The sequence below is a fragment of the Arthrobacter sp. CG_A4 genome, assembly GCF_035985125.1.
GTDB lineage: Bacteria > Actinomycetota > Actinomycetes > Actinomycetales > Micrococcaceae > Arthrobacter.
On sequence record NZ_JAXCID010000015.1, the window covers coordinates 42,426 to 64,776 of the forward strand.

16 protein-coding genes are annotated in these 22,351 nt (G+C 66.9%); 9 read left to right on the forward strand and 7 right to left on the reverse strand.

Annotated features, from left to right (window positions below):
• Positions 1 to 456: 456 nt before the first annotated feature.
• The 5 genes from trxA to RCH07_RS08475 form a co-directional block, all read right to left on the reverse strand.
• Positions 457 to 783, reverse strand: coding sequence for a thioredoxin (gene trxA, locus RCH07_RS08455; RefSeq protein WP_326967021.1), 327 nt, complete (start codon positions 781 to 783; stop codon positions 457 to 459).
• Between the two features lie 36 nt (positions 784 to 819).
• Positions 820 to 1,776, reverse strand: coding sequence for a thioredoxin-disulfide reductase (gene trxB / locus RCH07_RS08460; protein ID WP_326967022.1), 957 nt, complete (start codon positions 1,774 to 1,776; stop codon positions 820 to 822).
• A gap of 108 nt (positions 1,777 to 1,884) precedes the next feature.
• Positions 1,885 to 3,486 (reverse strand): ABC transporter substrate-binding protein, encoded by a 1,602-nt coding sequence (locus RCH07_RS08465; protein ID WP_326967023.1) that lies wholly within the window; start codon positions 3,484 to 3,486, stop codon positions 1,885 to 1,887.
• A gap of 170 nt (positions 3,487 to 3,656) precedes the next feature.
• The gene (gene murJ / locus RCH07_RS08470; RefSeq protein WP_442784795.1) at positions 3,657 to 5,702 is read right to left on the reverse strand and encodes a murein biosynthesis integral membrane protein MurJ; all 2,046 of its coding nucleotides are present in this window, start codon (positions 5,700 to 5,702) and stop codon (positions 3,657 to 3,659) included.
• Between the two features lie 71 nt (positions 5,703 to 5,773).
• Entirely contained in the window at positions 5,774 to 6,274 is a 501-nt protein-coding gene (locus RCH07_RS08475; protein WP_326967059.1) for an NUDIX hydrolase, read from the reverse strand.
• Positions 6,275 to 6,493: 219 nt separating this feature from the next.
• On the opposite strand from RCH07_RS08475, the gene RCH07_RS08480 reads away from it, so the two are divergent.
• From RCH07_RS08480 to RCH07_RS08505, 6 genes are all read left to right on the forward strand, one after another.
• Entirely contained in the window at positions 6,494 to 7,963 is a 1,470-nt protein-coding gene (locus tag RCH07_RS08480; protein WP_326967025.1) for a CCA tRNA nucleotidyltransferase, read from the forward strand.
• Positions 7,964 to 8,548 (forward strand): histidine phosphatase family protein, encoded by a 585-nt coding sequence (locus RCH07_RS08485; RefSeq protein ID WP_326967026.1) that lies wholly within the window; start codon positions 7,964 to 7,966, stop codon positions 8,546 to 8,548.
• Between the two features lie 726 nt (positions 8,549 to 9,274).
• Positions 9,275 to 9,415, forward strand: a complete 141-nt coding sequence (locus RCH07_RS08490; RefSeq protein ID WP_326967027.1) for a hypothetical protein — start codon at positions 9,275 to 9,277, stop codon at positions 9,413 to 9,415.
• Positions 9,416 to 9,570: 155 nt separating this feature from the next.
• Positions 9,571 to 11,040, forward strand: a complete 1,470-nt coding sequence (locus tag RCH07_RS08495; RefSeq protein WP_326967028.1) for a glycosyltransferase family 87 protein — start codon at positions 9,571 to 9,573, stop codon at positions 11,038 to 11,040.
• The gene (locus tag RCH07_RS08500; RefSeq protein WP_326967029.1) at positions 11,033 to 12,472 is read left to right on the forward strand and encodes a phytoene desaturase family protein; all 1,440 of its coding nucleotides are present in this window, start codon (positions 11,033 to 11,035) and stop codon (positions 12,470 to 12,472) included. The genes RCH07_RS08495 and RCH07_RS08500 overlap by 8 nt, the downstream gene beginning before the upstream one ends.
• A gap of 263 nt (positions 12,473 to 12,735) precedes the next feature.
• Complete coding sequence (locus RCH07_RS08505) at positions 12,736 to 14,730, forward strand: penicillin-binding transpeptidase domain-containing protein (protein ID WP_326967030.1); 1,995 nt, start codon at positions 12,736 to 12,738, stop codon at positions 14,728 to 14,730.
• 106 nt (positions 14,731 to 14,836) lie between these two features.
• On the opposite strand, the gene RCH07_RS08510 is transcribed toward RCH07_RS08505, so the two are convergent.
• Both RCH07_RS08510 and RCH07_RS08515 read right to left on the reverse strand, forming a co-directional pair.
• Positions 14,837 to 16,210, reverse strand: coding sequence for an aspartate aminotransferase family protein (locus tag RCH07_RS08510; RefSeq protein ID WP_326967031.1), 1,374 nt, complete (start codon positions 16,208 to 16,210; stop codon positions 14,837 to 14,839).
• A gap of 27 nt (positions 16,211 to 16,237) precedes the next feature.
• Positions 16,238 to 17,725, reverse strand: a complete 1,488-nt coding sequence (locus RCH07_RS08515) for a CoA-acylating methylmalonate-semialdehyde dehydrogenase (protein ID WP_326967032.1) — start codon at positions 17,723 to 17,725, stop codon at positions 16,238 to 16,240.
• Between the two features lie 111 nt (positions 17,726 to 17,836).
• On the opposite strand from RCH07_RS08515, the gene RCH07_RS08520 reads away from it, so the two are divergent.
• The 3 genes from RCH07_RS08520 (at position 17,837) to RCH07_RS08530 (ending at position 22,338) form a co-directional block, all read left to right on the forward strand.
• Positions 17,837 to 19,597: a PucR family transcriptional regulator gene (locus RCH07_RS08520; RefSeq protein WP_326967033.1), complete on the forward strand. Its 1,761-nt coding sequence runs from the start codon at positions 17,837 to 17,839 to the stop codon at positions 19,595 to 19,597.
• Between the two features lie 46 nt (positions 19,598 to 19,643).
• On the forward strand, positions 19,644 to 20,561 hold the full coding sequence (locus RCH07_RS08525) for a LysR family transcriptional regulator (protein WP_326967034.1): 918 nt from the start codon (positions 19,644 to 19,646) through the stop codon (positions 20,559 to 20,561).
• 385 nt (positions 20,562 to 20,946) lie between these two features.
• Positions 20,947 to 22,338 carry an MFS transporter gene (locus RCH07_RS08530; protein ID WP_326967035.1) on the forward strand — a complete coding sequence of 464 codons (1,392 nt, stop codon included), beginning with the start codon at positions 20,947 to 20,949 and terminating at the stop codon, positions 22,336 to 22,338.
• Positions 22,339 to 22,351: the final 13 nt, after the last annotated feature.

Consider the following 22,351-nt stretch of genomic DNA (forward strand, 5'->3'; position numbering starts at 1 on the left):
GGAAGGAGCGCCGCCAACAAGCACCTGCGTCCGGCCAAGTCAACGAAAATACCCGCCGGACGCGGCGTACCCACCGGACATGCCCCGCTGGACGGGACATGCCCCGCGCCGGGGCCGGCAGGTGGGCATAGTGTCATTGTGCCCAATTTCCGGTGCGAAAAATGGGCATGTCTCGCTGGACTGAACACCGCCCCAAGAGACATGCCCCGCGGCGGGGGCAGCGGGTGGGCATAGTGTCTTTGTGCCCAGTCCCGGGTGCGAAGGATGGGCATGTCCCCCCCATGTCCCCGGCGCTACTACGTCCTGGCGCTGCCTGAACCCCCGACGAACCAAGGACAATGCCCGCTGGTGGCATTTTTCCGGGAGCCAGGAACGTGGGATCCCACACAAGAGTGGCCCCACTTCCGGGAAGTGGGGCCACTTGTGTGGTCTGTGCGGGGCACAGCCCGGTTGGAATTAGGACAGGACGTCCGCGAATTCCTTCTCGAAATACTGCTTCGGGCGGGCGCCGATGACGGTCGCCTTCACCTCGCCACCCTGGAACAGATAGACGGCCGGGATGGAGGTGATCCCATACTCAGCGGCGATGGCCGGGTTGTCGTCCACGTTCACCTTGACGACGTTCACCTTGTCGCTGTACTCGACTGAAATTTCGTCGAGGATTGGTCCGAGCTTGCGGCACGGGCCACACCATTCGGCCCAGAAGTCCACGATGACCGGCTTCTCGGATGCCAGTACGTCGCTGCTGAAACTGGCGTCTGTTACGTCTTTTGCGTTGCTCATAACCTTGTCTCTCTTCAGTTGGTTGCTGCGCGCCGTCTAGGCGTGGAAGTCTGCGAGGTAGTGCTCGACGTCAAGTGCGGCCACACAGCCTGACCCCGAGGCCGTGATGGCCTGGCGGTACGTCGGGTCTATGACGTCGCCGGCGGCAAAGACACCCTTGACGGTGGTCCTGGAAGTGCGGCCCTCGACGGCGATGGTGCCCTCGGGGGTCAGCGCCAGCTTGCCCTTGACGAGATCCGTGCGGGGATCGTTGCCGATCGCCACGAAAACACCGGTGACGGCCAGCTCGGATCCGGTCCCGTCCAGGAGGTTCGTCAACCGCAGCCCGGTGACCTTGTCCTGGCCGATGATGTCCTCGACACCGGTGTTCCAGATGAAGGTGATCTTCTCGTGGGCCTGGGCGCGGTCCGCCATGATCTTGGAGGCACGCAGGGTGTCCCTGCGGTGCACCACGGTGACGGACTTCGCGAATTTGGTGAGGAACAGTGCCTCTTCCATCGCGGAGTCGCCGCCGCCGATGACGGCGATGTCCTGGTCCTTGAAAAAGAAACCGTCGCAGGTTGCACACCAGCTGACGCCGTGGCCCGAGAGCCGCTTTTCATTGGGGAGACCAAGTTCACGGTAGGCCGAGCCCGTGGAAAGAATGATGGACCTGGCCTTGAAAACCTCCCCCGTCGCGATGGTGACCGTCTTGACGTCGCCGTCGAGATCCAGTTCGGTGACGTCCTCGAACTGGATGTCAGTGCCGAATCGGGCAGCCTGCTTCTCGAAGTTCTCCATCAGATCCGGGCCCATAATGCCATCGGGGAATCCCGGGTAGTTCTCGACGTCGGTGGTGTTCATCAGCTCGCCGCCGGCGGTAACCGAGCCCGCCAGGAGCAGCGGCTTCAGGTTGGCACGCGCCGTGTATACCGCAGCGGTGTAGCCCGCCGGGCCTGAGCCGACGATGATGACATCACGTACATCGGACGCGGTGTTTTCTGCGTTGCTCACTGAACGGTGAACCTCTTCCTTTGTCGATGCGCCCGCGCGGGTGGCCGGCCACATGGCACAACTGGTACTTGGTGCTGAATATTCCGCTGGAGCCGGGCACCAGGCGTGCTACTGGATCTTGATCTCCGCCAGCCGAAGGCCAAACCCGAAGCGCGTCTTCGGTGCCGTCAGCTTGGGGAGGGTCTTGATGGAGACGATCACGTACTGCGCCGTGACGGGTTCCTGCAGGGGCATGGTCAGATCCGGGGACGTGAAGCTGTTGCTGCCTGCCTGCTTGGCTCCGTCGAGGGAGGGACGGTCATTGGTGAACACGCTGATGCCTCCGCCGGACGCACCCAGCTGGCTCAGTGTGACCGAGGAGACCTTTGAGGGGCTCTTGAGCTTAATGACCAGCGGAACCTCGGGGGCGAGGCCGCCCCAGTTGTCGGTGGCGAATTCCATGTCCGACCAGTAGCTGGCGCCGTTTCCGTCAAACGTCTTGACCAGGTCGCCGTCGTACGTCCCCGCGAAGTCGAAGTTACCCAGGCGCGTGACGCCTTCGATCGCGGGCGGGCCTGCGGGGGGTGCCGAGCTGGCAGTTCCGGTTGGTTCCGCCGACGTCGGGCCGGGAGTACTGGTGGACGTGCTGCCGCCTGCTGTGGACTGGGGGTTGGTCTTGAAGAGGCTGCCCAGATTGGTCACGGCAAGGATCAGCCCCACCACCAGGACGGCGGCCAGCAGGCCGCCCACGAGCCAGCGCATGGAGCGGGGTTCGCGCGGCGGCTCCTCCTCCTGTTCGTAGTAATCGTCGCCGGCCGCAGACTCGTTCTTCCGGGCCGAGGCCGGGAAGAATCCCGGAGTCCGGTCCGGGGAGGCCACACCCGGGCCTGCTGCGGCCGGATACTCCTGCCCTTGGCTAGAAGTACGCGGATCCTCTGAACCGGCAGAGTCGTAGTCATCGCCGGACCAGAGGGACACCTTGGGCGTCTCCGCCGGAGCCGGCGGCGTCGAACTGGAGCCGCGGCCCGCAGCGGCACCGTTAGCGACACCGGCCTGGACCGGCTGGGGTGCCGTTACATGCGAGGCAGTCTCCTGCGGTGCGGTCTCCGGAGATCTGGAACCGCCGGCCGCAGCAGCTCCGGCCGCCAGACCTGTGGCGCCTGCCGCAGCGGGCGCTCCAGGACCAGCACCTGCCGCGTCGGACGGGGACGCAGCCGGACGAGCGGTGACGCGGGACGGGGACACCGGCGCGGCTGGCTTCTCCGGCGCCGCAGACGACGGGTTCTGTCCGTAGTTGATGAACCCGGCGTCGACTTCCTCGTCGTCGTAGATACCGTCGTAGGTTTCCGGTTCCCTGGAACGCGCCTGCCCGAAGATCTCGCTGCCCAGGGTGTCCGTGAAGAACGGCTCCACATAGGGCGGGTTGGCGGAGACCACAAGGTCCAGCAGATCAGCCGCCGAGGCATGGTTGGTAATCAGGTAGGTCGTGGAATCGCTTACACCAAGATCGAGGATTTGCACGCTCCCGGGACGCTCGCCCGTGGCCACCTCGCGGGCGCTGTGCGCCACTTGATCGGCGTTGCCCGGGCCGGCCACAAGGATGCTGACAGCACGGTTCAGTACCTGGTCCACACCGTCCAGCACCAGATCCTGGTCATGCGAGGTCAGTACGGTGGCAGTGACCTTGTAACGGCCACCTAGCACTGATCCGACATCGATCGGGTGGGACACGGGTTCCTCCTAGACTGTCCGGGGCTGCCGAGCTGACCACTTCATCACTGACCCACGGTCCCCCGGTAAAGCCGGTTGACCGCTGGTCTGCAACTCCCCTTGTTAGTATTCGATCGTAGCCGATGCGGTGTCCCGGCCGCGGGAGCACGGGGCTGCACTACCGGCGTACGCTATTTTTTCTTCTTCCGGCCGAACGGGAAATGCGGATTGTGCCCCGCCGGGCCCTGATAGGTCCGGCGCCCCGGCAATGGAACGTCGCCGCGCCCCAGGCCGCCCTGAGCCGTGCTGGGCACGTCCTCAGCGGGCAGGTAGCCGCCGTCCGGCCCGGTCCGTCCGGCCCGGTCATCCTGATCTGCCAGGTCTGGACCGGCACGGAAGGAGGCAGCGTCGAATTCGCCCGAAATTCTGGGGATCAGGCCGGTGTCCACCGAAACAGTGGCGCGTTCCGGCGTCGTACGTGCCGCAACGGTGACATCCGGACTGTTCCCGGCGCCGGGAGGGGCTGCCGGACGGCGGAGCCTTCCCAGCAGCGGCTGCAGCAGATCCCGGAGTTCAGTGACCCGGAAGAGTTTCAGCAGCACGAGGTAGACGGCCAGCATGACCGGCCCGACGACGACGATCGTTACCAGCGCGGCCGGTCGGCTGCTCCAGGCGAACCCTTCCGGGCTGTAGCTGCCCAGCAACCACAGGCCCACCGCCCCGGCGAGGGCCGAGCCCAGGGCCGCGTAGCCCATCCGGATGTATGAGATGGCGATCCGCGGACCGTCCAGATGGCCCAGGAGCCGGCGCAGGAAGAACGCGCTGACGATCACGGACAGGATGTTGCCGCCGGTGTACAGGGCTGCGATGGCGAAGATGATCTGGTCGTACGGCAGGAACTGGATCAGGAAAGCGGCCACAACATTGACCAGGGCCAGCACCAGCTGGATGAAGAACGGCGTCCGCGCATCCTCGTTGGCGTAGAACACCCGGGACATCATGAAGTTGGCGCTCATGAAGGGGGTACTGAGTGCCAGGAGCGTCAGCGTCTGGGCGAGCATGGCACCGTCCTGCCGCGCACCGCCGGAGAAGAACATGCCCAGCGGTCCGGCCAGCGCGAACAGCGCCAGTGCGCCGAAGACCGTGGCCACCGCCATGGTCCGCAGTCCGTGCGAGAGGGCGTCGCGCAGCGCGTTCCGGTCCCCGTCCTGCGAGGCCCGGGTCATCCGGTTGAACAGCACGGTGGCCAGCGACAGCGCAATGATGGAGTGCGGCAGCAGATAGAGCTGGCTTGCCACCTCCAGCACGGCGTTGCCCGGCAGCGTGTCCGCGGCCGGATCGCCCGCCCGCTCGAGCCGGAGACGCTCGGCCCCGGGAATCGTGGCGATGCGCATGACGTACAGGAAGGCGAGCTGCCCGACGGCGGCGGTGGCCAGCGTCCACACGCTCAGCCTGGCAGCCTGTCCCAGACCGACGCCGCGCCAGCCGAAGCGCGGCCGCAGGCCAAGCCGCAGCCGGAACACCGGGATCAGCAGGATGGCGGTCTGCGAAATCACGCCAATGGTGGAGAAGCCGGCCACGAGAAAAGTCTGGGTGGAACCCCAGTTATCGAGGGTGTGGGGATTGGTCAGGTTGGCGCCCATGATGCCGATGAACATGCCCAGCCCGGCGATCGCGACGACGTTGTTCAGGATCGGGGCCCACATCGCCGGTCCGAAGGCCCCGTGGGCGTTCAGGACCTGGGTCAACAGGGCGTAGAGACCGTAGAAAAAGATTTGCGGCAGGCACCAGAACGCAAAGGACACGGCCAGCGATTTCTGCTGCGGGGAGTAACCCTGCGTGGTCAGTTCTATGACCCAGGGTGCCAGCAGCGTCACCAGCAGGGTGAGGGCGAGCAGGACCAGCACGGCCAGCGTCAGCAGCCGGCTGATGTAGTCCGCTCCCTTGTCCGGCGCCTTGCTGGCCTTGATGATCTGGGGCACCAGGACGGCATTGAAGACGCCTCCGGCCACCAGCAGGAAAATCAGGTTCGGCAGGTTGTTCGCGTTGATGAACGTGTCAGTGACGGTGGAGCCGAGGCCAAGGGCAGCGCCCAGCATCCAGGTCTTGCCGAAACCGAGGAAGCGCGAGACCAGCGTTCCCGCTGCCATGATGGCGCTGGAACGGGCCTCTCCGGACTGGACTGCTGTGGAATCGGCGGGGCCGGAGTGCGCTGGGGTGGGTTTGGCAGATGACATCCTCTTCATCGTCTCACCCGGGCATGGCACAAGGTGCTATCCGCGCCCGATTGCGGCCGCTTTCCCGTCCGTCAGCGGATTTCGGGGAGCACTTCCCTGGCGAGATCCGCGATGCGGCGTTCGTTCGGGAAAGAGAGCTTGCGGGCCAACTCCTGGATGGGAACCCAGGCCACGTCCACGGCTTCCTGATCGGGATCGTTTTCAATGGTCAGGGCCCCTCCCGTGGCCTGCAGCAGGTAATGGTGGACGGTCTTGTGGACGCGGTGGCCGCTGACGGTGAACCAATAGTCAATGCTTCCCAGCGGCGCGAGGATCTTGCCTTCGATGCCGGTTTCCTCTGCGATTTCACGCACGGCGGCTTCCTCGTTGCTTTCCTGGCCTTCCGGATGGCCCTTCGGCAGGCACCATTCCAGTCGTCCGCCGCGGTTAAGGCGGGCGATAATCGCAACCCGCAGTTCGGCGTCGGACGTGTCCACAACGACGCCGCCGGCGGAGACTTCCTCGACGGTGGGAAGGGAGGCCTGGCCCAGGTGCTGCACGGGCGCGACATTGCCGCCGATTGCCGATGGCAACGGTGCGTTTGTCCTCCTGCCGGGAGCGCTCGGTACGGGATGGGCCATGATGTCCACTCTAACGACACTTGTCCTCACTTGATGACCTGAACATGACAGGAAAGTGGACGGCAGGGAAAGTCGATTGTGTCCGCCGCCGCCGCGCCCGGCACCTACGGCGGGCCGCCGGGAAGGATCCGGTGTGGTGCTGGCGCTCTTTTCTGACAAGCTTAAGAAACTATGGCGCACGCACATCACAAGACTGACCCGCACACTGTCGAATTCCAGGTGGACCCGGTGGTTCTGGAGCTCGGACGGCGGTTCGTCGGCGCCGGCCATGAGCTCTCGCTGGTGGGCGGGCCGGTGCGTGACCTCTTCCTGGGCCGGGTATCCCCCGACCTGGATTTCACCACCGACGCCACCCCTGACCAGACCGTCGCGCTGATCAGGAAGTGGGCGGACAACTACTGGGAGATCGGGCGCGCTTTCGGCACCATCGGGATGCGCAAGGCAGGTCTTCAGATCGAAATCACCACCTACCGCGCGGAAGCCTACGACCCGAACTCGCGAAAACCGGTGGTCGCGTTCGGGCACTCACTGACGGAGGACCTGCAGCGGCGGGACTTCACCATCAACGCCATGGCGTTGCGCCTGCCAGCACTGGAGCTCGTGGACCCGTTCGGCGGCGTCCGTGACCTGCACGCCTCCGTCCTTGCCACTCCAGGGGCTCCCGAGGCGTCCTTCTCCGACGACCCGCTGCGCATGATGCGCGCCGCCCGTTTCGCCGCCCAGCTCGGCGTGGAGGTGAACCAGGACGTCCGTGCGGCCATGACCCGGATGGCCGAACGGATCACCATGATCTCCGCGGAACGGGTGCGCGAGGAACTGGTCAAGCTCATTTGCGCCACCCATCCCCGCGCGGGGATTGACTTGCTCGTGGAGACCGGGCTGGCCGAGTTCGTGCTGCCCGAGGTGTCCGCGTTGCGCCTGGAATCGGACGAGCACCACCGGCACAAGGACGTCTACCAGCACTCGCTCCAGGTTCTCGAGCAGGCCGCCGCCCTAGAGAGTGACGCGGACGGCCCCGTGCCCGGCCCGGACTTCGTGCTGCGGTTCGCCGCCCTGATGCACGACGTCGGCAAGCCCGCGACCCGCCGCTTCGAGCCAGGCGGCGCGGTGAGCTTCCGGCACCACGACATGGTGGGTGCCAAGCTGACGACGAAGCGGATGAAGGCACTGCGCTTCGACAACGAGACGATCAAGGCCGTGGCCCAGCTGGTGGAGCTGCACATGCGCTTCTACGGCTACGGCGATGCGGGCTGGAGCGATTCCGCAGTCCGCCGGTATGTCACCGACGCGGGACCGCTCCTGGACCGGCTGCACCGGCTGACCCGTTCGGATGTGACCACACGCAACCAGCGCAAGGCCGAGCGGCTCTCTTTCGCGTACGACGACCTGGAGGCAAGGATCGCGGCACTGCGCGAGCAGGAATCCCTCGAGGCGGTCCGCCCGGATCTGGACGGCGGCCGGATCATGGCGCTGCTGGGGCTCAAGCCCGGCCCTGTTGTCGGCCGCGCCTACAAGTTCCTGCTGGAAGAACGTATGGAGTACGGCCCGCTGGATCCCGACGTGGCCGAGTCCAAGCTGCGCGAATGGTGGGCCGCCCAGCCGGAATCCACTCTCGAACCGTCCACCACCGAGGAGTCCTAAGTGATTGCACCGTCCAACGGCCCCCGTCCGCAGCTGTGGATCCTGCGGCACGGCGAAACCGAATGGTCAAAGAGCGGTCAGTACACCGGGCTCACCGACCTTCCGCTGACAGTGGAGGGCGAGCAGCAGTCCGTTGAGGCCCGGACGGTGCTCGACGCCGTCGACTTCGATCTGGTGCTGACCTCGCCCCTGCGGCGGGCGCGGAGGACGGCGGAACTCGCCGGGTATCCCGACGCCGAAGCGGAACCCCTGGCGGTGGAGTGGGACTACGGCGAGTATGAGGGGATCAGCTCGGACCTCATCCGCAAAGACAACCCGGACTACCTGATCTGGACCCACGGCGTGCCCAACGGCGAGTCCCTCGACGACGTGGCTGCGCGGGCGGACAAGATCGTGGCCCGCGTGCTGGAATCCGGGCTGGACAATGTGCTGATTGTGGCGCACGGACACTTCTCCAGGATCCTGACCGCCCGCTGGCTCGGGCTTGATGCCCACGAGGGCCGGCACTTCGTCCTGGGGACCGCGAAAGTCTGCACGCTGGGCTGGGACAAGAAGACGCCGGCAGTGGTCCGCTGGGGCCTGTAAATACGGTTTAGAAAAAACTTTAAGAAAGTTTATGAATGTGGTAGTCAAACGCTGCATTCATAGTGTATTTTTATTTCTGGCCCCAGAGCGATTTGCCGGGGTCACGGCGCGCGCCGCCCGGTCAGTTATCCGGAGCTGCGGCAGAACAGAAAAGGAGGTTGGGAAAATGATTACTTTGACTAGCGGATGGATGTACACCCTCACCGCAATCCCGGCCTCTGCTGCTGAATCGCGCCCAAATTCCGGACCGACCGCCTCCTGACCCTCCCGCTTCGGGCCTAGCGAATTTGAGCTAGGCAGTGACGCCAGGGCCATACCGGGACTTCCGGCGAAGTCCTTGACAGTGGACTGACCTGGGCGGAACCACGCGGTTGCGCAGCATCCCCATAGTTCGGAACCCAGCTTCTTGTTTGGGGTTTGCGGCGCTCCTGCGTGCAGGGGCCAGCCTTTCACCTGGCGAAATCAATTCATCAGTGCCGGGTATTTCCGCGCCCAATTCCGGGCGTTTCATCCGCTAATAAGTCCTTCCTCGAATGGGGCTCTAATTGTCATGCCTGATTTCTTTCCCATTTCCACAGCAGTGCCCATGAAAGGTTCACCGTGACTACCGCTAGCAGCACGCCGGCACGCGGCTTCCCAACGCAGCCCCCCGGCCCCAGCCACCGATCCACGGCCCACCGTGGCTCAGCCCACCGACTTTCAGGCCACCGGCAGGAGGTGACAACCATGATGCAGAAACTCCGGGCGGTCCTGCGCTTCGGCCGCAGGCCGGCCCCGCGGCACACCACACTCTTCAACGGACAACTCCTCGACCAGAAGCGTGAGGACGTATACGTCGCATTGCACCAGTTCGGTCTCCTCCGCTGACGCAGTCCACAATGTCCCGCGGCGAAACTGATCCGCAGGGAGCCCTCGCAGCGGCGCGTGGGCTCCCTCTTTTCTGTTGCTGTTCCCGGGGCGCCGTCGGGCTGCCGGGCGCATGGCGAAGCACGGCCGTCCGCCGCCCCGGTAAGCTCAAGGGCATGCAGGAGACAAAGCCGCCGGAGCACCGCAAACGGGCCCGCCTGGTCATCCCGAGCCGCAGCGACCCGCTGCTGAGGAACTTCACAGAACTCATCGGCGGACCCATGGGTCACCGCTCGGCACCGGGCATCGTCTCCCCGGGATTCTTCACCGTGGAACGGGTCCTGATTTTGCTCACCGTCCTGGCAGCGCTGACCGGGATCCTCCTCAAGTCCTACTGCCGAAGCAACGGCTGGGAAACGCCCGGCCAGTTCTATGCCACCTGCTATTCGGACTTCCCCGAGCTGTTCAGGAACCGGGGACTCGGCGACGGCGCCTTCCCCTTCGTGACGGCGGGGACCTTCTTCGAATACCCCGTGCTGATGGGATTCATCGCCGGCGCCACGGCGCTGCTGGTACCCGGCGAGGGGGTCACAGACGCACGCATCCTCGGGTATTTCGACGTCAACGCCACCTTGATCGCCGCCGTCTGGATCATCACCGTCCTGGCCACGGCCCGGATGACCCGCCGCCGCCCCTGGGACGCCGCCATGGTGGCCGTCGCCCCCGGCATTGTTCTGGCCGGCACAGTCAACTGGGACATGTGGGCCGTCGCGCTGCTGGCCGTTGGCATGTACTGCTTCTCCCGGAACAAGCTTGCGCTGGCCGGGATCTTCATCGGCCTGGGCGCGGCAACCAAGCTCTACCCCCTGCTGATCCTCGGTGCGGTACTGCTTCTCACCCTCCGCACAGGCCGCTTCCGTGCCTTCCTGGTCACCGCCGGAGCCGCCGCAGCAACCTGGCTTGCCGTGAACCTGCCGGTCGCGGCCCTCGACCCGGCCGGGTGGAAGTACTTTTACCAGTTCACCGAGGAACGCCCCGCCGGCTACAGCTCGCCCTGGTTTGGCTACAACCTCGTGGCTGGCCGCCTTGGCTGGGTGCCGCTGCAGGCCGAAGCGATTAACACCCTGGCCCTGAACCTCTTCGTTCTGGCCTGCATCCTGATCGGCGTGCTGGCCCTCACAGCAGCGCGGCGCCCCAGGCTCGCGCAACTGGTTTTCCTGATTGTCGCGGCCTTCATCCTCACCAACAAGGTGTACTCACCGCAGTTCGTCATCTGGCTTGTTCCCCTGCTGGCCCTCGTCCGGCCCGGATGGCGGGACTTCCTGATCTGGCAGGCCTTCGAGGCGCTGCACTGGGCCGCCGTCTGGATGTACCTCGGACAGGTGACCAGCGGAGGTGCCACCCAGCACAACATCGACATGCCCTACTACGTCCTGGCGGTCGTCTGCCATATGCTGGCCACCGCGTACCTGATGGCGCGCGTGGCCTGGGACGTCTGGGATCCACGCAACGACGTGATCCGCCGGCACGGCCTGGACGATCCTCATGGCGGGCCCTTCGACCGCGCACCTGACTGGCTGCGGCTGGATCCGGCGCGCCCCTCGGCTTCCCTGCTGCCCTGGCGCAAGGCGGCGGCGGATGCCTGACGTCGCCGTCGTCGGATCGGGTCCGAACGGGCTCGCGGCCGCGGTGACGATGGCCCGGGCCGGGCTCAAGGTGCACGTTTACGAGGCGGCCGGCACCCCCGGCGGCGGCCTGCGGACTTCGGAGCTGATGGAACCCGGCCACTTCCACGACATTTGTTCAGCGGTGCATCCGATGGCCCTCGCCTCGCCCTTCTTCCGGGCGTTCGAGCTGTCCCGGCGGATCCGCCTGGCCGTTCCCGAGGTGTCCTACGGCTCCCCGCTCGACGGCGGAAGCGCCGCCGTCGCGTACCGGTCGCTGGAGCGGACGGCCGCAGAACTGGGGCGCGACGGCGCCGCCTATCACCGGTTGATGGCGCCGCTGGTGCAGCGCGTGGACGGCATCGCAGAGTTCACGCTGAACCAGCTCTTGCGGCTGCCGAAAGACCCACGCGCGGCTGCCGTCTTCGGGCTCCGGACCCTGGAACAAGGCTCCCCGCTCTGGGGGGCGAGGTTCCGGGAGGAACTGGCGCCCGCCTTGCTGGCAGGGGCCGCGGCGCACGCCGTCTCCAGGCTGCCCTCGCTAACGGCAGCCGGGGCCGGACTCATGCTGGGCGCGCTGGGACATGCCGGCGGCTGGCCCATCCCCGTGGGAGGATCCGCGGCGATCTCCCGGGCCATGGTGACCGACATCGAAGCCCACGGCGGGGTAGTGGAAACAGGGGCGCGGATCGGATCGCTGGCCGAACTGCCGCCGGTCCGGGCCACGCTGCTGGACGTGGCCCCGCCCGGGCTGCTCCGGCTCGCCCACGGACGGCTCCCCGTGCGCTACCGCCGGGCGCTGGAATCCTTCCGCTTCGGAAACGCCGCCTGCAAAGTCGATTTCATCCTGTCCGGACCGGTTCCGTGGGCGGCGCCGGGCCTCGCCGCCGCGGGGACCATCCACGTGGGCGGGACGCGGGCGGAGACGGCCGAAGCGGAGAACCTCGTGGATGCCGGCCGGCACCCCGAGCGGCCCTACGTCCTGGTTTCGCAGCCGTCGCGCTTCGACGCCGGCCGGGCCCCGGCCGGACGCCACATCCTATGGAGCTACTGCCACGTTCCGGCCGGTTCCACGGTGGATATGGGCGAGGCCGTCATCGCCCAGCTGGAGCGCTTCGCACCCGGATTCCGGGACCTGGTGGTCCGCTGCCACGTGACGACGGCGGCCAGCCTGGCCGACTACAACGAAAACTACGTCGGCGGCGATTTCAGCGCCGGCCTGATGGACCTCCGCGGACTGCTGCGGCGGCCTGTGCTGAGCCCCGTGCCGTGGCGAACGCCGCTGCCCGGCGTGTACCTGGCCTCCTCGTCCACGCCTCCGGGACCCGGGGTGACCGGCATGCCCGGCTTCCACGCCGCGAGATATGCCCTAAAAGACATATTCGGCCTGCCCGTGCCGGGACTGGGTCTGTAAGGCGTCAACGCTCGGGCGCAGCGGGGCCCGGCACCTGGTCCCCGCAGCCGGAGCGGCCCGCCGCCGGCCCGGGGGACCGGGCGTCTCCACTGCTCCTTCCCAGTTACCAGTCCCGGGACTACCGGCCGTCCCGGGAAAACGCCCGGAATCCGCGGGAGGCAGGAAGGCCGGCGCCGAGTAACCGGGCGGGAGCGTCGGTGCAAGCACTGTGTGACAAGGGACGTGACAAAGGAATTGTCCGGAGTTCGGGGCATAATGGCGCGATGGGGAACTCATCAAAACTGTCACTTGTCCTTGTCGGGCTCATTCTTGGCGCCTCCCTCGTGGGATGTTCGGACGGGCGCGCCGGCGCGCAGGATGCCGCGAAGCAGCTTGCGTCTGCCGTGGCGGCGCTCGACGTCGGCTCCGTTGCCTTTGCGGGCAAGGATGCTGCGGCGGCCAATGAGCAGGTCAGGGCCGTTTTCAAGGCGCTGGAACCGGACAAGCCGTCCGTGCAGGCGGGTGAGCTGACGCTGGAGTCGGACACTGCCACGGTGCCGCTGAACTACAGCTGGACTGTGGGCCCGGACGAGTGGAAATACACGGTCTCCGCCCAATTGAAGAAGTCCGGCGACGAGTGGCTGACCGTCTGGAATCCAGCCATGCTGGTGCCTGGGCTGGCGGACGGGGACATCCTCAGCCTGTCGGCGGAATCACCGCAGCGGGCTGCCATCCTCGGCGCCGGGGACGTTCCCTTGGTCACCTACCGGGCGGTGGTAAACGTCGGCATCGACAAGCCGCAGCTTGCGGGGGCCGATGCCGCGGATCCGGCCACTCAGCTCGCCCAGCTGGTGGGCATCGACCCGGCCGCCTATGTGCAGCAGGTGAAGGCATCCGGACCGGAGGCATTCGTAGCCGCCATCACCCTGCGCACGGACGGACGCACCATCACCGACGCCCAGATTGCGGCGATTCCCGGCGCCCGGGCCATCCCGGATTCGCTGCCGCTTGCCCCCACCCGCACGTTCGCCCGCGCACTGCTGGGCACCGCCTCCGAGGCCAGCGCGGAGCAAATCGAACAATCCAGCGGAGCGCTGAAACCAGGAGACACCACCGGCACCGGCGGACTCCAGCAGCAGTATGATGCCCAGCTGCGCGGCACCGATTCGACCGTGATCCGGGCCCAGAAGGCAGGGCTCACCGCAGAAGAGCTGAGGGCGGTTCCGGACCCGCGCAGGGTCCTGTTCCAGGTCCAGGGAAAGCCGGGAACGCCGCTGCAGACCACCCTGGATCCGAACCTGCAACAACTCGCCGAGGACATTCTGGGCAAGGTGGGGCCGGCATCGGCGATCGTTGCGCTCCGCCCGTCCACAGGCGCCGTCCTTGCCGCGGCCTCCGGCCCCGGCAGCAACGGCTACGACACCGCGATGCTGGGCCAGTACGCCCCCGGCTCGATCTTCAAGATTGTGGACTCGCTGGCCATGCTCCGCAACGGCGCGACCCCGGAATCCAAGGTTGACTGTCCGGCCACCCTCACCGTGGACGGACGGACATTCAAAAACGCTGAAGGCTACCCCGCCGCCTCACTGGGTTCCGTGAGCCTGCGCGATGCCTTCGCCCACTCCTGCAACACCGCGTTCATCAACGCCCGCGGCATTGTCAAGCAGGCCCAGCTGGAAGCCGCTGCCACCTCTCTGGGTGTCGCCGTGGAAGCCCCGTCGCTTGGGGCGGTCGCGTTCCTGGGAGCCGTTCCCGGGGACGCCGAAGGCACCGAACATGCCGCCTCGATGATCGGCCAGGGCAAGGTGCTTATGTCCCCGCTGGCAGCCGCGATCATGGCCGGCTCGGTGGCGAAGGGCGCCCCCGTCTCGCCGCAGCTCGTGCTGAACCCCGGCGCCGGCGGCGCAGCAGGGGCAAGCGCCTCGGCCTCCCCGACAGCCGGACCTACGGCGTCGGCCGGTCCGACGCCGTCGGCCGCTCCGGCCCCCGCGAAGACCTCCGGTACGCCGGTCACGGCAGCGGAGGCCGCCGCCCTGGCGGACATGATGCGCGCCGTGGTCACCTCCGGCCATGCCGGCTTTTTGGCGTCCGTTCCGGGCGCTCCCGTGGGTGCCAAGACCGGCACGGCCGAATTCGGCAAGGACACCCCGCCCAAGACCCACGCCTGGATCGTGGCCGTGCACGGGGACCTCGCCGTCGCCGTGTTTGTGGCGGAAGGCGGCCTCGGCGCCACCACTTCCGGACCGCTGCTCAAAGAGTTCCTGACCGCTGCCGGCTGACCCGATCCCTGGACGTTCTCTCGCCTTTGCGGCCGAAACCACGGACGCCCCCGCACCTGATGTGAGGGGGCGTCCGTTCAGGGATCGCGGGAGGTGGGTGAGGGTCTCAGGCGGCGAAACCGTCTGCGATGTCCAGGACTTCGTCGATAATGGCGAGGCCGGACGTGGTGTCCTCTACGCTGGTGTTGCAGGGCGGGACCACGTGGATGCGGTTGAAGTTGGCGAACGGCAACAGGCCGCGTGACTTGCAGGCCGCCACGAGCTGGTTCATTTCCGGACTGGAGCTTCCGTAGGGGGCCAGCGGCTCGCGCGTCGTGCGGTCCTTGACCAGCTCGATGGCCCAAAAGACGCCCGTGCCGCGCACTTCGCCGACCGAACGGTGGTTTTCGGCGAAGCCGGCGAGGGCCGGGCCAATCACGGTCTCGCCGAGGAACGCTGCGTGTTCCACGATCTGCTCGTCAGCCATGGCGTTGATGGTGGCGACCGCGGCCGCCGTCGCGAGCGGATGGCCGGAGTATGTCAGGCCGCCCGGGTAGACCCGCTTTCCGAAAGTTGCCGCGATCTCGGGGCTGATGGCAACACCGCCCAGCGGCACGTACCCGGAATTCACGCCCTTGGCGAAGGTGAGCAGGTCCGGGACAACGCCGAAGTGTTCGACGGCGAACCACTTTCCGGTCCGGCCGAAGCCCGCCATTACCTCGTCGGCGATGAGGATAATGCCGTGCCGGGTGCACAGGTCACGGACGCCCTGCAGGTAGCCCGGCGGGGGCAGGTAGATCCCGGCGGTCCCGGGAATCGATTCGAGGATCAGTGCCGCGATGGTGGATGGACCCTCGAAGCTGATCAGCTGTTCCAGGTGCTCGAGCGCCCGCTGGCTTTCCTCCGCCTGCGTCGTGGCGTGGAAGGCCGTGCGGTACAGGTACGGGGGAAAGAAACGGACGGCGCCGGCGCTGCCGTTGTCGCTGGCCCAGCGGCGAGGGTCGCCCGTCAGGTTAACGGCAAGCTGCGTCCCGCCGTGGTAGGAGCGGTAGGCCGAGAGGACCTTGTGCCGGCCGGTGTGCAGCCGCGCCATCCGGACGGCGTGTTCGTTGGCGTCGGCGCCCCCGTTTGTGAAGAAGATCTTGTCCAGTTCACCCGGTGTGCGTTCGGCAATCAGGCGCGCGGCCTCCGAACGGGCGTCGTTGACGTAGCTCGGCGCGATGGTGCAGAGCTTGGCGGCCTGGGCTGCGATGGCGGAAACGACGGCGGGGTGCTGGTGGCCGATGTTCGTGTTGACCAGCTGGGAGGAGAAGTCGAGGTACTTGTTGCCGTCTCCGTCCCAGACGTGCGATCCCTCGGCCGCCGTGATGACCATCGGATCCAGGAGGTCCTGGGCGGACCAGGAGTGGAAGACGTGCTTGCGGTCCAACTCGTAGGCGCGGCGGGCGCCGTCGGAGGCCTGCTGCTGCTGTAGGGCTCCGGTTTCAAGGGTGGAAGTCATGTCGGGTGCCTTTCGGGTACGGGTGGCTCAGGCGTTCTGCGGGAAGCCGAGGTTGATGCCGCCGTGGCTTGGATCCAGCCAGCGGGAGGTGACGGCTTTGCCGCGGGTGAAGAAGCCGACGCCCTCGGTGCCGTGGGCGTGGGTGTCCCCGAACAGCGAGTTTTTCCAGCCGCCGAACGAGTAATAGGCCATGGGGACCGGCACCGGGACGTTGATGCCCACCATGCCAACTTCCACTTCGTTCTCAAAGCGGCGGGCCGCGCCGCCGTCGTTGGTGAAGATGGCGGTGCCGTTGCCGTAGGGGTTGGCGTTGATCATGGTGAGCGCCTCGTCGTAGCTGTCCACCCGGAGGACGGAGAGGACGGGGCCGAAAATCTCATCGGTGTAGATGGACATGTCCGTGGTGACGTGGTCGAAGAGTGTGGGGCCGACGAAGAAGCCGTCGCCTTCCGCATCCGGGGCGAGGGATCGGCCGTCGACGACGAGGCCGGCACCGGCCGCTTCGCCGGCGTCGATGTAGCCTGCCACCTTGTCCCGGTGCGCGGCGGTGACCAGCGGGCCCATGTCGCAGCCGCGCAGGCCGTCTCCGGTGCGCAGCGTTGCGGCCCGCTGGGCGATTTTGGCCACCAGTTCATCGCCGATGCCGCCGACGGCGAGCAGTGCCGAGATGGCCATGCACCGTTCTCCGGCGGAGCCGAAGCCTGCGTTGATGGCGGCGTCCGCGGCGAGGTCGAGGTCGGCGTCGGGCAGGACAATCATGTGGTTCTTGGCTCCGCCAAGGGCCTGGACCCGCTTGCCGTGGGCCGTTGCCGTCTCGAAGACGTATTTGGCGATCGGTGTGGAGCCGACGAAGGAGACGGCCTTGATATCCGGGTGGGTCAGGAGGGCGTCGACCGCCACCTTGTCGCCGTGCAGGACATTGAAGACGCCGTCCGGCAGTCCGGCTTCCTTCCAGAGTTCCGCCATCCAGTTGACGGCCGTGGGATCCTTTTCGCTCGGCTTGATCACCACGGTGTTGCCGGCGGCGATGGCGAGGGGGAAGAACCACATGGGCACCATGGCGGGGAAATTGAACGGGCTGATGATGGCGACCGGGCCGAGCGCCTGCCGGATCGAATGGACGTCGACGCTGGTGGATGCGTTTTCCGTGTAGCTGCCCTTGAGCAGGTGCGGGATGCCGCAGGCGAATTCCACGACTTCCTGCCCGCGGGTCACTTCGCCGAGTGCATCGTCGAGGACCTTGCCGTGCTCGGAGGTGATGATTGCGGCGAGCTCACCTTTGCGGGCGTTGAGCAGCTCGCGGAAGGCGAACAGGACCTGGGTGCGGCGGGCGATGGAGGTGTCACGCCAGGCGGGGAACGCGGCCCTGGCGGCGGCGATGGCGGCGTGGGCCTCTTCCGCGGAAGCCAGTGAAACTTCGCCGGTCACCTTGCCTGTGGCCGGGTTGGTGACGTCCGCCGTGCGTCCGCTGGCCGGGGCGTAGCTTCCGTTGATCCAGTGCTCAATGGTGTTCACGGTTTCTCCTCATGCGTAACTTGGATGCGTTGCATCCAGTGTTTCCGCCGGATCCCGGTGCCGTAAGGGCGCAGGTGTAAAGAAATCCGGGTTCAGGTTTACACTGTGTCAATGCTGCCCACCGTCCGCTCGATCCTTGGCCTGCCCGTGCTCCGCGAGGCGGCTCCGCTCCTGCTCGGCGGCACCGGCGCGCTGGACCACCCGGTGCGCTGGGTCCATGTGAGCGAGGTGCTCGACCTTTCCGGACTGCTGTCCGGCGGCGAGCTGGTGCTCACCACCGGTCTGGAACTGGAAAAGGAACCCGGCCTGACGGCGTCGTTCATCAGATCCCTCGAGCAGGCGGGAGCTTCCGGCCTGCTGGTGGAACTCATCGGAAACCGGAAGCTCAGCCTGGACGCCCTGCGCACGGCCGCGCTGGGCACGGCCCTGCCCGTGATGGTGGTGGAACAGCGGGTGCGGTTTGTGCAGATCACCGAGATCGTGCACCGGATGATCGTCGCCGAACAGCTGGAGCGGGTGGAGCGCGCCCGCGACGTCCACGAGGCCTTCACGGTGCTCAGCCTGGAAAGCGCGGGGACACAGCAGGTGGTGGAGCAGGCGTCCGCCATGATCGGTGCGCCCGTTGTCCTGGAGGACCTTTCCCACCTGGTGCTGGCGTACTCGGCCCGGCAGCTCCAGACAACCGAACTGCTCAACGACTGGGAGCGGCGGTCGCGGACCACGCGGTCACCGTCCGGGACGGCCCGGACCGGCCCCGAGGACTGGCTCCAGACGCCGGTGGGCGTCCGGCGGAACCTTTGGGGCCGGCTGGTGGTTCCGGTGCCGCTTGCCGACGACGATGCGGCGGCCATGGTGCTGGAACGCGCCGCGCAGACACTGGCCATCAACCGGCTGGCGGAACGGGACCGGCGCGAGCTGAGCCACCAGGCGCAGGCCGGGCTCCTCAACGCCCTGCGCCAGCCCCGGGGTCTGGGCGAGGACGAGGCGCAGGCCAGGGCCGCTGCCTTGGGGCTCAGGCGGGCGCCGTACTACGTGCCGCTCGTATTCCGGAGCCGCGCAACAGCCGCGGATCCCTCGCGGCAGGGGGCATCCGGTGACGATCCGCTGGCCGGGCAGCAGGAAGAGCGCGCGCTGCTGGACCAGCTTGCGAGGGCGCTCAAATCCGTGTCGGGGAGCGCCCTGACCGCGAGTATCCGGCCCGGCTCGGTCGGCATGATCCTGGCCATTTCCGCGAAGCAACTGGAGGATCCGACGCTGCAGCGGCTCGCCGACGCACTGGCCGGCAACGTCACGCCCGCCGGGCGCGCGCCCGGCAGCCCGGCAGGCAGCCCGCCCGGCGGTCCGGCGGGTAGCTTGGCAGGCAGCCCGCCCGGCGGTCCGGCGGGTAGCTTGGCGGGCAGGCCGCCCGGCGGTCCGGCGGAAGTGGAGTGGAGCATCGGCGTCGGGCAGCTCCGGAGCTCCCTGCTCGAAGCGGCCGCGGGCGTCGATGAGGCCGCCCACGTCGCCGAAACGGCAGCGACCCTCCGGGAAGGCCGGAAATCGTTCTACCGGGCCACCGACGTCCGCCTCCGGGGGCTGCTGGCCCTGCTTCGGAAGGACCCGCGCGTCCAGCAGTTCGTGGAATCCGAGCTCGAGGGCGTCCTGGCGGCCGACGCCCGGGCCGGCGGGGGCGGGTACATGGAACTGCTCGGCCAATACCTTGACTCGGGGGGAAACAAGGCGGCCCTGGCCAGGAACGGCTTCCTCAGCCGGCCGACGCTGTATGCGCGGCTGTCCCGGCTGGAAGACGTCCTCGGCGTGGACCTAGGCGACGCAGAATCGCGGACCTCGCTGCACGTCGCCCTCCTGTTGCACCGGCTCCGGGCCCTGTGACCGTCAGGATTGTGGCCGGTCCCGGGCAGGATGCGAGCATTGACAGATGGCCAAGCCCTTTACCCTGACCCAGCTGCGGTATTTTGCGGTGGTGGCGGAGCTCGAAAACATGACGGCGGCGGCCGGGCGGCTGCTGGTGACCCAGTCCACCCTGTCCACGGCGATGGCCCAGCTTGAAGCGAGCCTGTCCACCCAGCTGTTCGTCCGACTCAGGACGCGCGGCCTGCGGCTGACCCCCTCCGGCAGGCAACTGGCCCAGGACATCAAGGTCCTCCTCGAACATGCGGATTCCCTGTATGAGTCGGCGCGGGGGCTGGCGACCAGCCTCGTCGGGGAGCTCAAGGTGGGCGTCTTTTCCCCGTTGGCACCGTTCCGGCTGCCGGCAATCCTGCAGACCTTCGAAGTCCAGCATCCGGGTGTTGCGGTCTCCTTCCTCGAAGCTGATCTGGCGAGCCTGCAGGCGGCCCTTCTTGAGGGGCAATGTGATGTGGCGCTGACGTACGACCTTGGCCTTGGCCGGGGATTCACGCGCACCGTGCTGGAGCGGGTTCCGCCGCACGTGCTGGTCCACGCCGAACACCCAGCGGCGTCACGGCCCGATCGGAGCATCGCGCTGAAGGATCTCGACGGCGAACCCTCGGTGGTGCTGGATCTCCCGCACAGCCGGGAATATTATGAGCAGCTTTACGCAATCGCCGGAGTGGTACCCAACGTCAGGCACCGCTTCGCCGGTTATGAAACGGTCCGCTCCTTTGTTGCGAAGGGGCACGGCTACGCCATGCTGAACCAGAGGCTGCACAGCGACCTGACCTACTCCGGCGGGAGAGTTGTGGCCCTGGCCCTGACGGACGATTTCCCGCCGATCGAGGTCATGCTGGTCCGGCCGGAGAACGTGCAACCCACCCGCAGGGCCCTCGCTTTCGAGGAGACGTGCATCCGCCTGTACGGCGCCGGGCGGCGCTAGCGGGCATTTTCGTTAGTTCGTCCCTCCGCGTACTACTGACGGCAGGACTTTGAGGGTTTTTGGCATCGATATTATCGATCGGTGCGGCAAAAACTATCAATTGGACAGATGTGAACCGGATCACACACAGTTGGTGCAGTGCGGCGGCGACGGCGAGGGCCGAGCGGCAGAATCCCTCGCGATGACGGCCGTTGGCTGAGTCCCCAAGCGCTACAACCATGTTGATCAAAGGAGATTCAATGGTTCCGAATCACGGCCAAAGTGTCCGGCGTATGTCCGGTCAGTGGCATGCCGGCAACACTGCGGCAACATCAGCAGATTTCATTTCCCAAGCCCGAAACAAGCCAGCGGACATCGGAAACACGGCGCCGCTAGCGTGGCTGTCATGACCATCAACGACCTCACGGACCAGCCGGAGTCCGCTTCCCAAACCGCCCAGGCCCTGGCCGCCCCCGCTCTGGCCGCCCCCGCCGTGGCCAGGGATGCCTCGCCGTCCGGACCCCTCGGCATCACCAAGATGCAGAAACGGGTCCTGGCAGGTGGCAGCATCGGCCAGTTCATCGAGTTCTACGACTTCACCCTCTACGGCCTCACCGCCGTCATCTTCTCGCAGATGTTCTTCCCCGGCGGCAACCCCGTCACGGCGATGCTGGCCACTTTCGCCACTTTTGGCGTCGCCTTCGTCGTGCGCCCCATCGGAGGGCTGTTCTTCGGTGCACTCGGTGACCGGATCGGCCGTCGCAAGGTCCTCACCATCACCCTCATCGCCATCGGCGGTGCCACCGCGCTGATGGGGCTGCTCCCCACGTACGGCCAGATCGGCGCCTGGGCGCCGGCGCTGCTTGTTCTTTGCCGGCTCATCCAGGGCTTCTCTGCGGGCGGCGAATCCGTGGGGGCGCCGTCGTTCGTCTTTGAGCATGCCCCCGTCAGCCGCCGAGGGTTCTGGCTCAACATCACCATCGCAGCCACCGCGCTGCCCTCGGTGGTCGCCGGTACCATGATTCTGATCCTGAGCCAGTCCATGTCCAACGAATCCTTCATGGCGTGGGGCTGGCGCCTGCCGTTCCTGCTGGCCCTGCCGCTGGCCCTCTTCGGCGTCTGGATCCGCAGCCGCACCGTGGAAAGCGACGCGTTCAATGAGGCCAAGGCGGCCCAGACCAAGGAATTCAGCCCGGTCCGGGAGGCTTTCCGCGAAAACCGGCTCCGCATGGTGCAGGTCATTTTCGTGATGGGCCTCACCGCCATGGGCTTCTATTTCCTCTCGGCCTACTTTGTGTCCTACGTCCAGACCACGGGCCGCCTGAGCCGTGAGCAGTCGCTCCTGGTCAATGCCGCCGCCCTGGCCCTCTACGCCGTCCTGCTCCCCCTCGGCGGCCGGATTGGCGACCGCGTCGGCCGCAAGCCGATGCTCATTGCCGGCTCAGCGGCCCTGGCCCTTCTCTCGGTGCCGAGCTTTATGCTCGTGACCAGCGGAAGCCTTCCCCTCGCCCTCCTGGGACAGTCCCTCTTCGTGGTCGCTCTCTGCATCTATGGCGGCGGCTGCTACACCTTCTTCGTTGAAATCTTCTCCACCAAGACCCGCTTCACATCGGCGGCGATCAGCTATAACGGCGCCTACGCTCTCTTCGGAGGCACCGCACCGTTCATCGGCACGGCGCTCGTCGGCGGCACCGGAGTGCCGCACGCCCCCGGCTTCTATATGGCAGCCGCCGCCGTCGTCGTGCTCCTTCTGGTGCTGTTCACTAACGTTCCCGAGACGCGCGGCCGCATGGGCTGAGCCCGCCGCCCCC

Coding starts and splice junctions, on each gene's coding strand:
- trxA (WP_326967021.1), bottom strand. CDS start 783: ATGAGCAACGCAAAAGACGTAACAGACGCCAGTTTCAGCAGCGACGTA.
- RCH07_RS08500 (WP_326967029.1), top strand. CDS start 11,033: ATGCCTGACGTCGCCGTCGTCGGATCGGGTCCGAACGGGCTCGCGGCC.
- RCH07_RS08530 (WP_326967035.1), top strand. CDS start 20,947: ATGACCATCAACGACCTCACGGACCAGCCGGAGTCCGCTTCCCAAACC.
- RCH07_RS08525 (WP_326967034.1), top strand. CDS start 19,644: ATGGCCAAGCCCTTTACCCTGACCCAGCTGCGGTATTTTGCGGTGGTG.
- RCH07_RS08495 (WP_326967028.1), top strand. CDS start 9,571: ATGCAGGAGACAAAGCCGCCGGAGCACCGCAAACGGGCCCGCCTGGTC.
- murJ (WP_442784795.1), bottom strand. CDS start 5,702: ATGTCATCTGCCAAACCCACCCCAGCGCACTCCGGCCCCGCCGATTCC.
- RCH07_RS08490 (WP_326967027.1), top strand. CDS start 9,275: ATGATGCAGAAACTCCGGGCGGTCCTGCGCTTCGGCCGCAGGCCGGCC.
- RCH07_RS08505 (WP_326967030.1), top strand. CDS start 12,736: ATGGGGAACTCATCAAAACTGTCACTTGTCCTTGTCGGGCTCATTCTT.
- RCH07_RS08520 (WP_326967033.1), top strand. CDS start 17,837: ATGCTGCCCACCGTCCGCTCGATCCTTGGCCTGCCCGTGCTCCGCGAG.
- RCH07_RS08480 (WP_326967025.1), top strand. CDS start 6,494: ATGGCGCACGCACATCACAAGACTGACCCGCACACTGTCGAATTCCAG.
- RCH07_RS08510 (WP_326967031.1), bottom strand. CDS start 16,210: ATGACTTCCACCCTTGAAACCGGAGCCCTACAGCAGCAGCAGGCCTCC.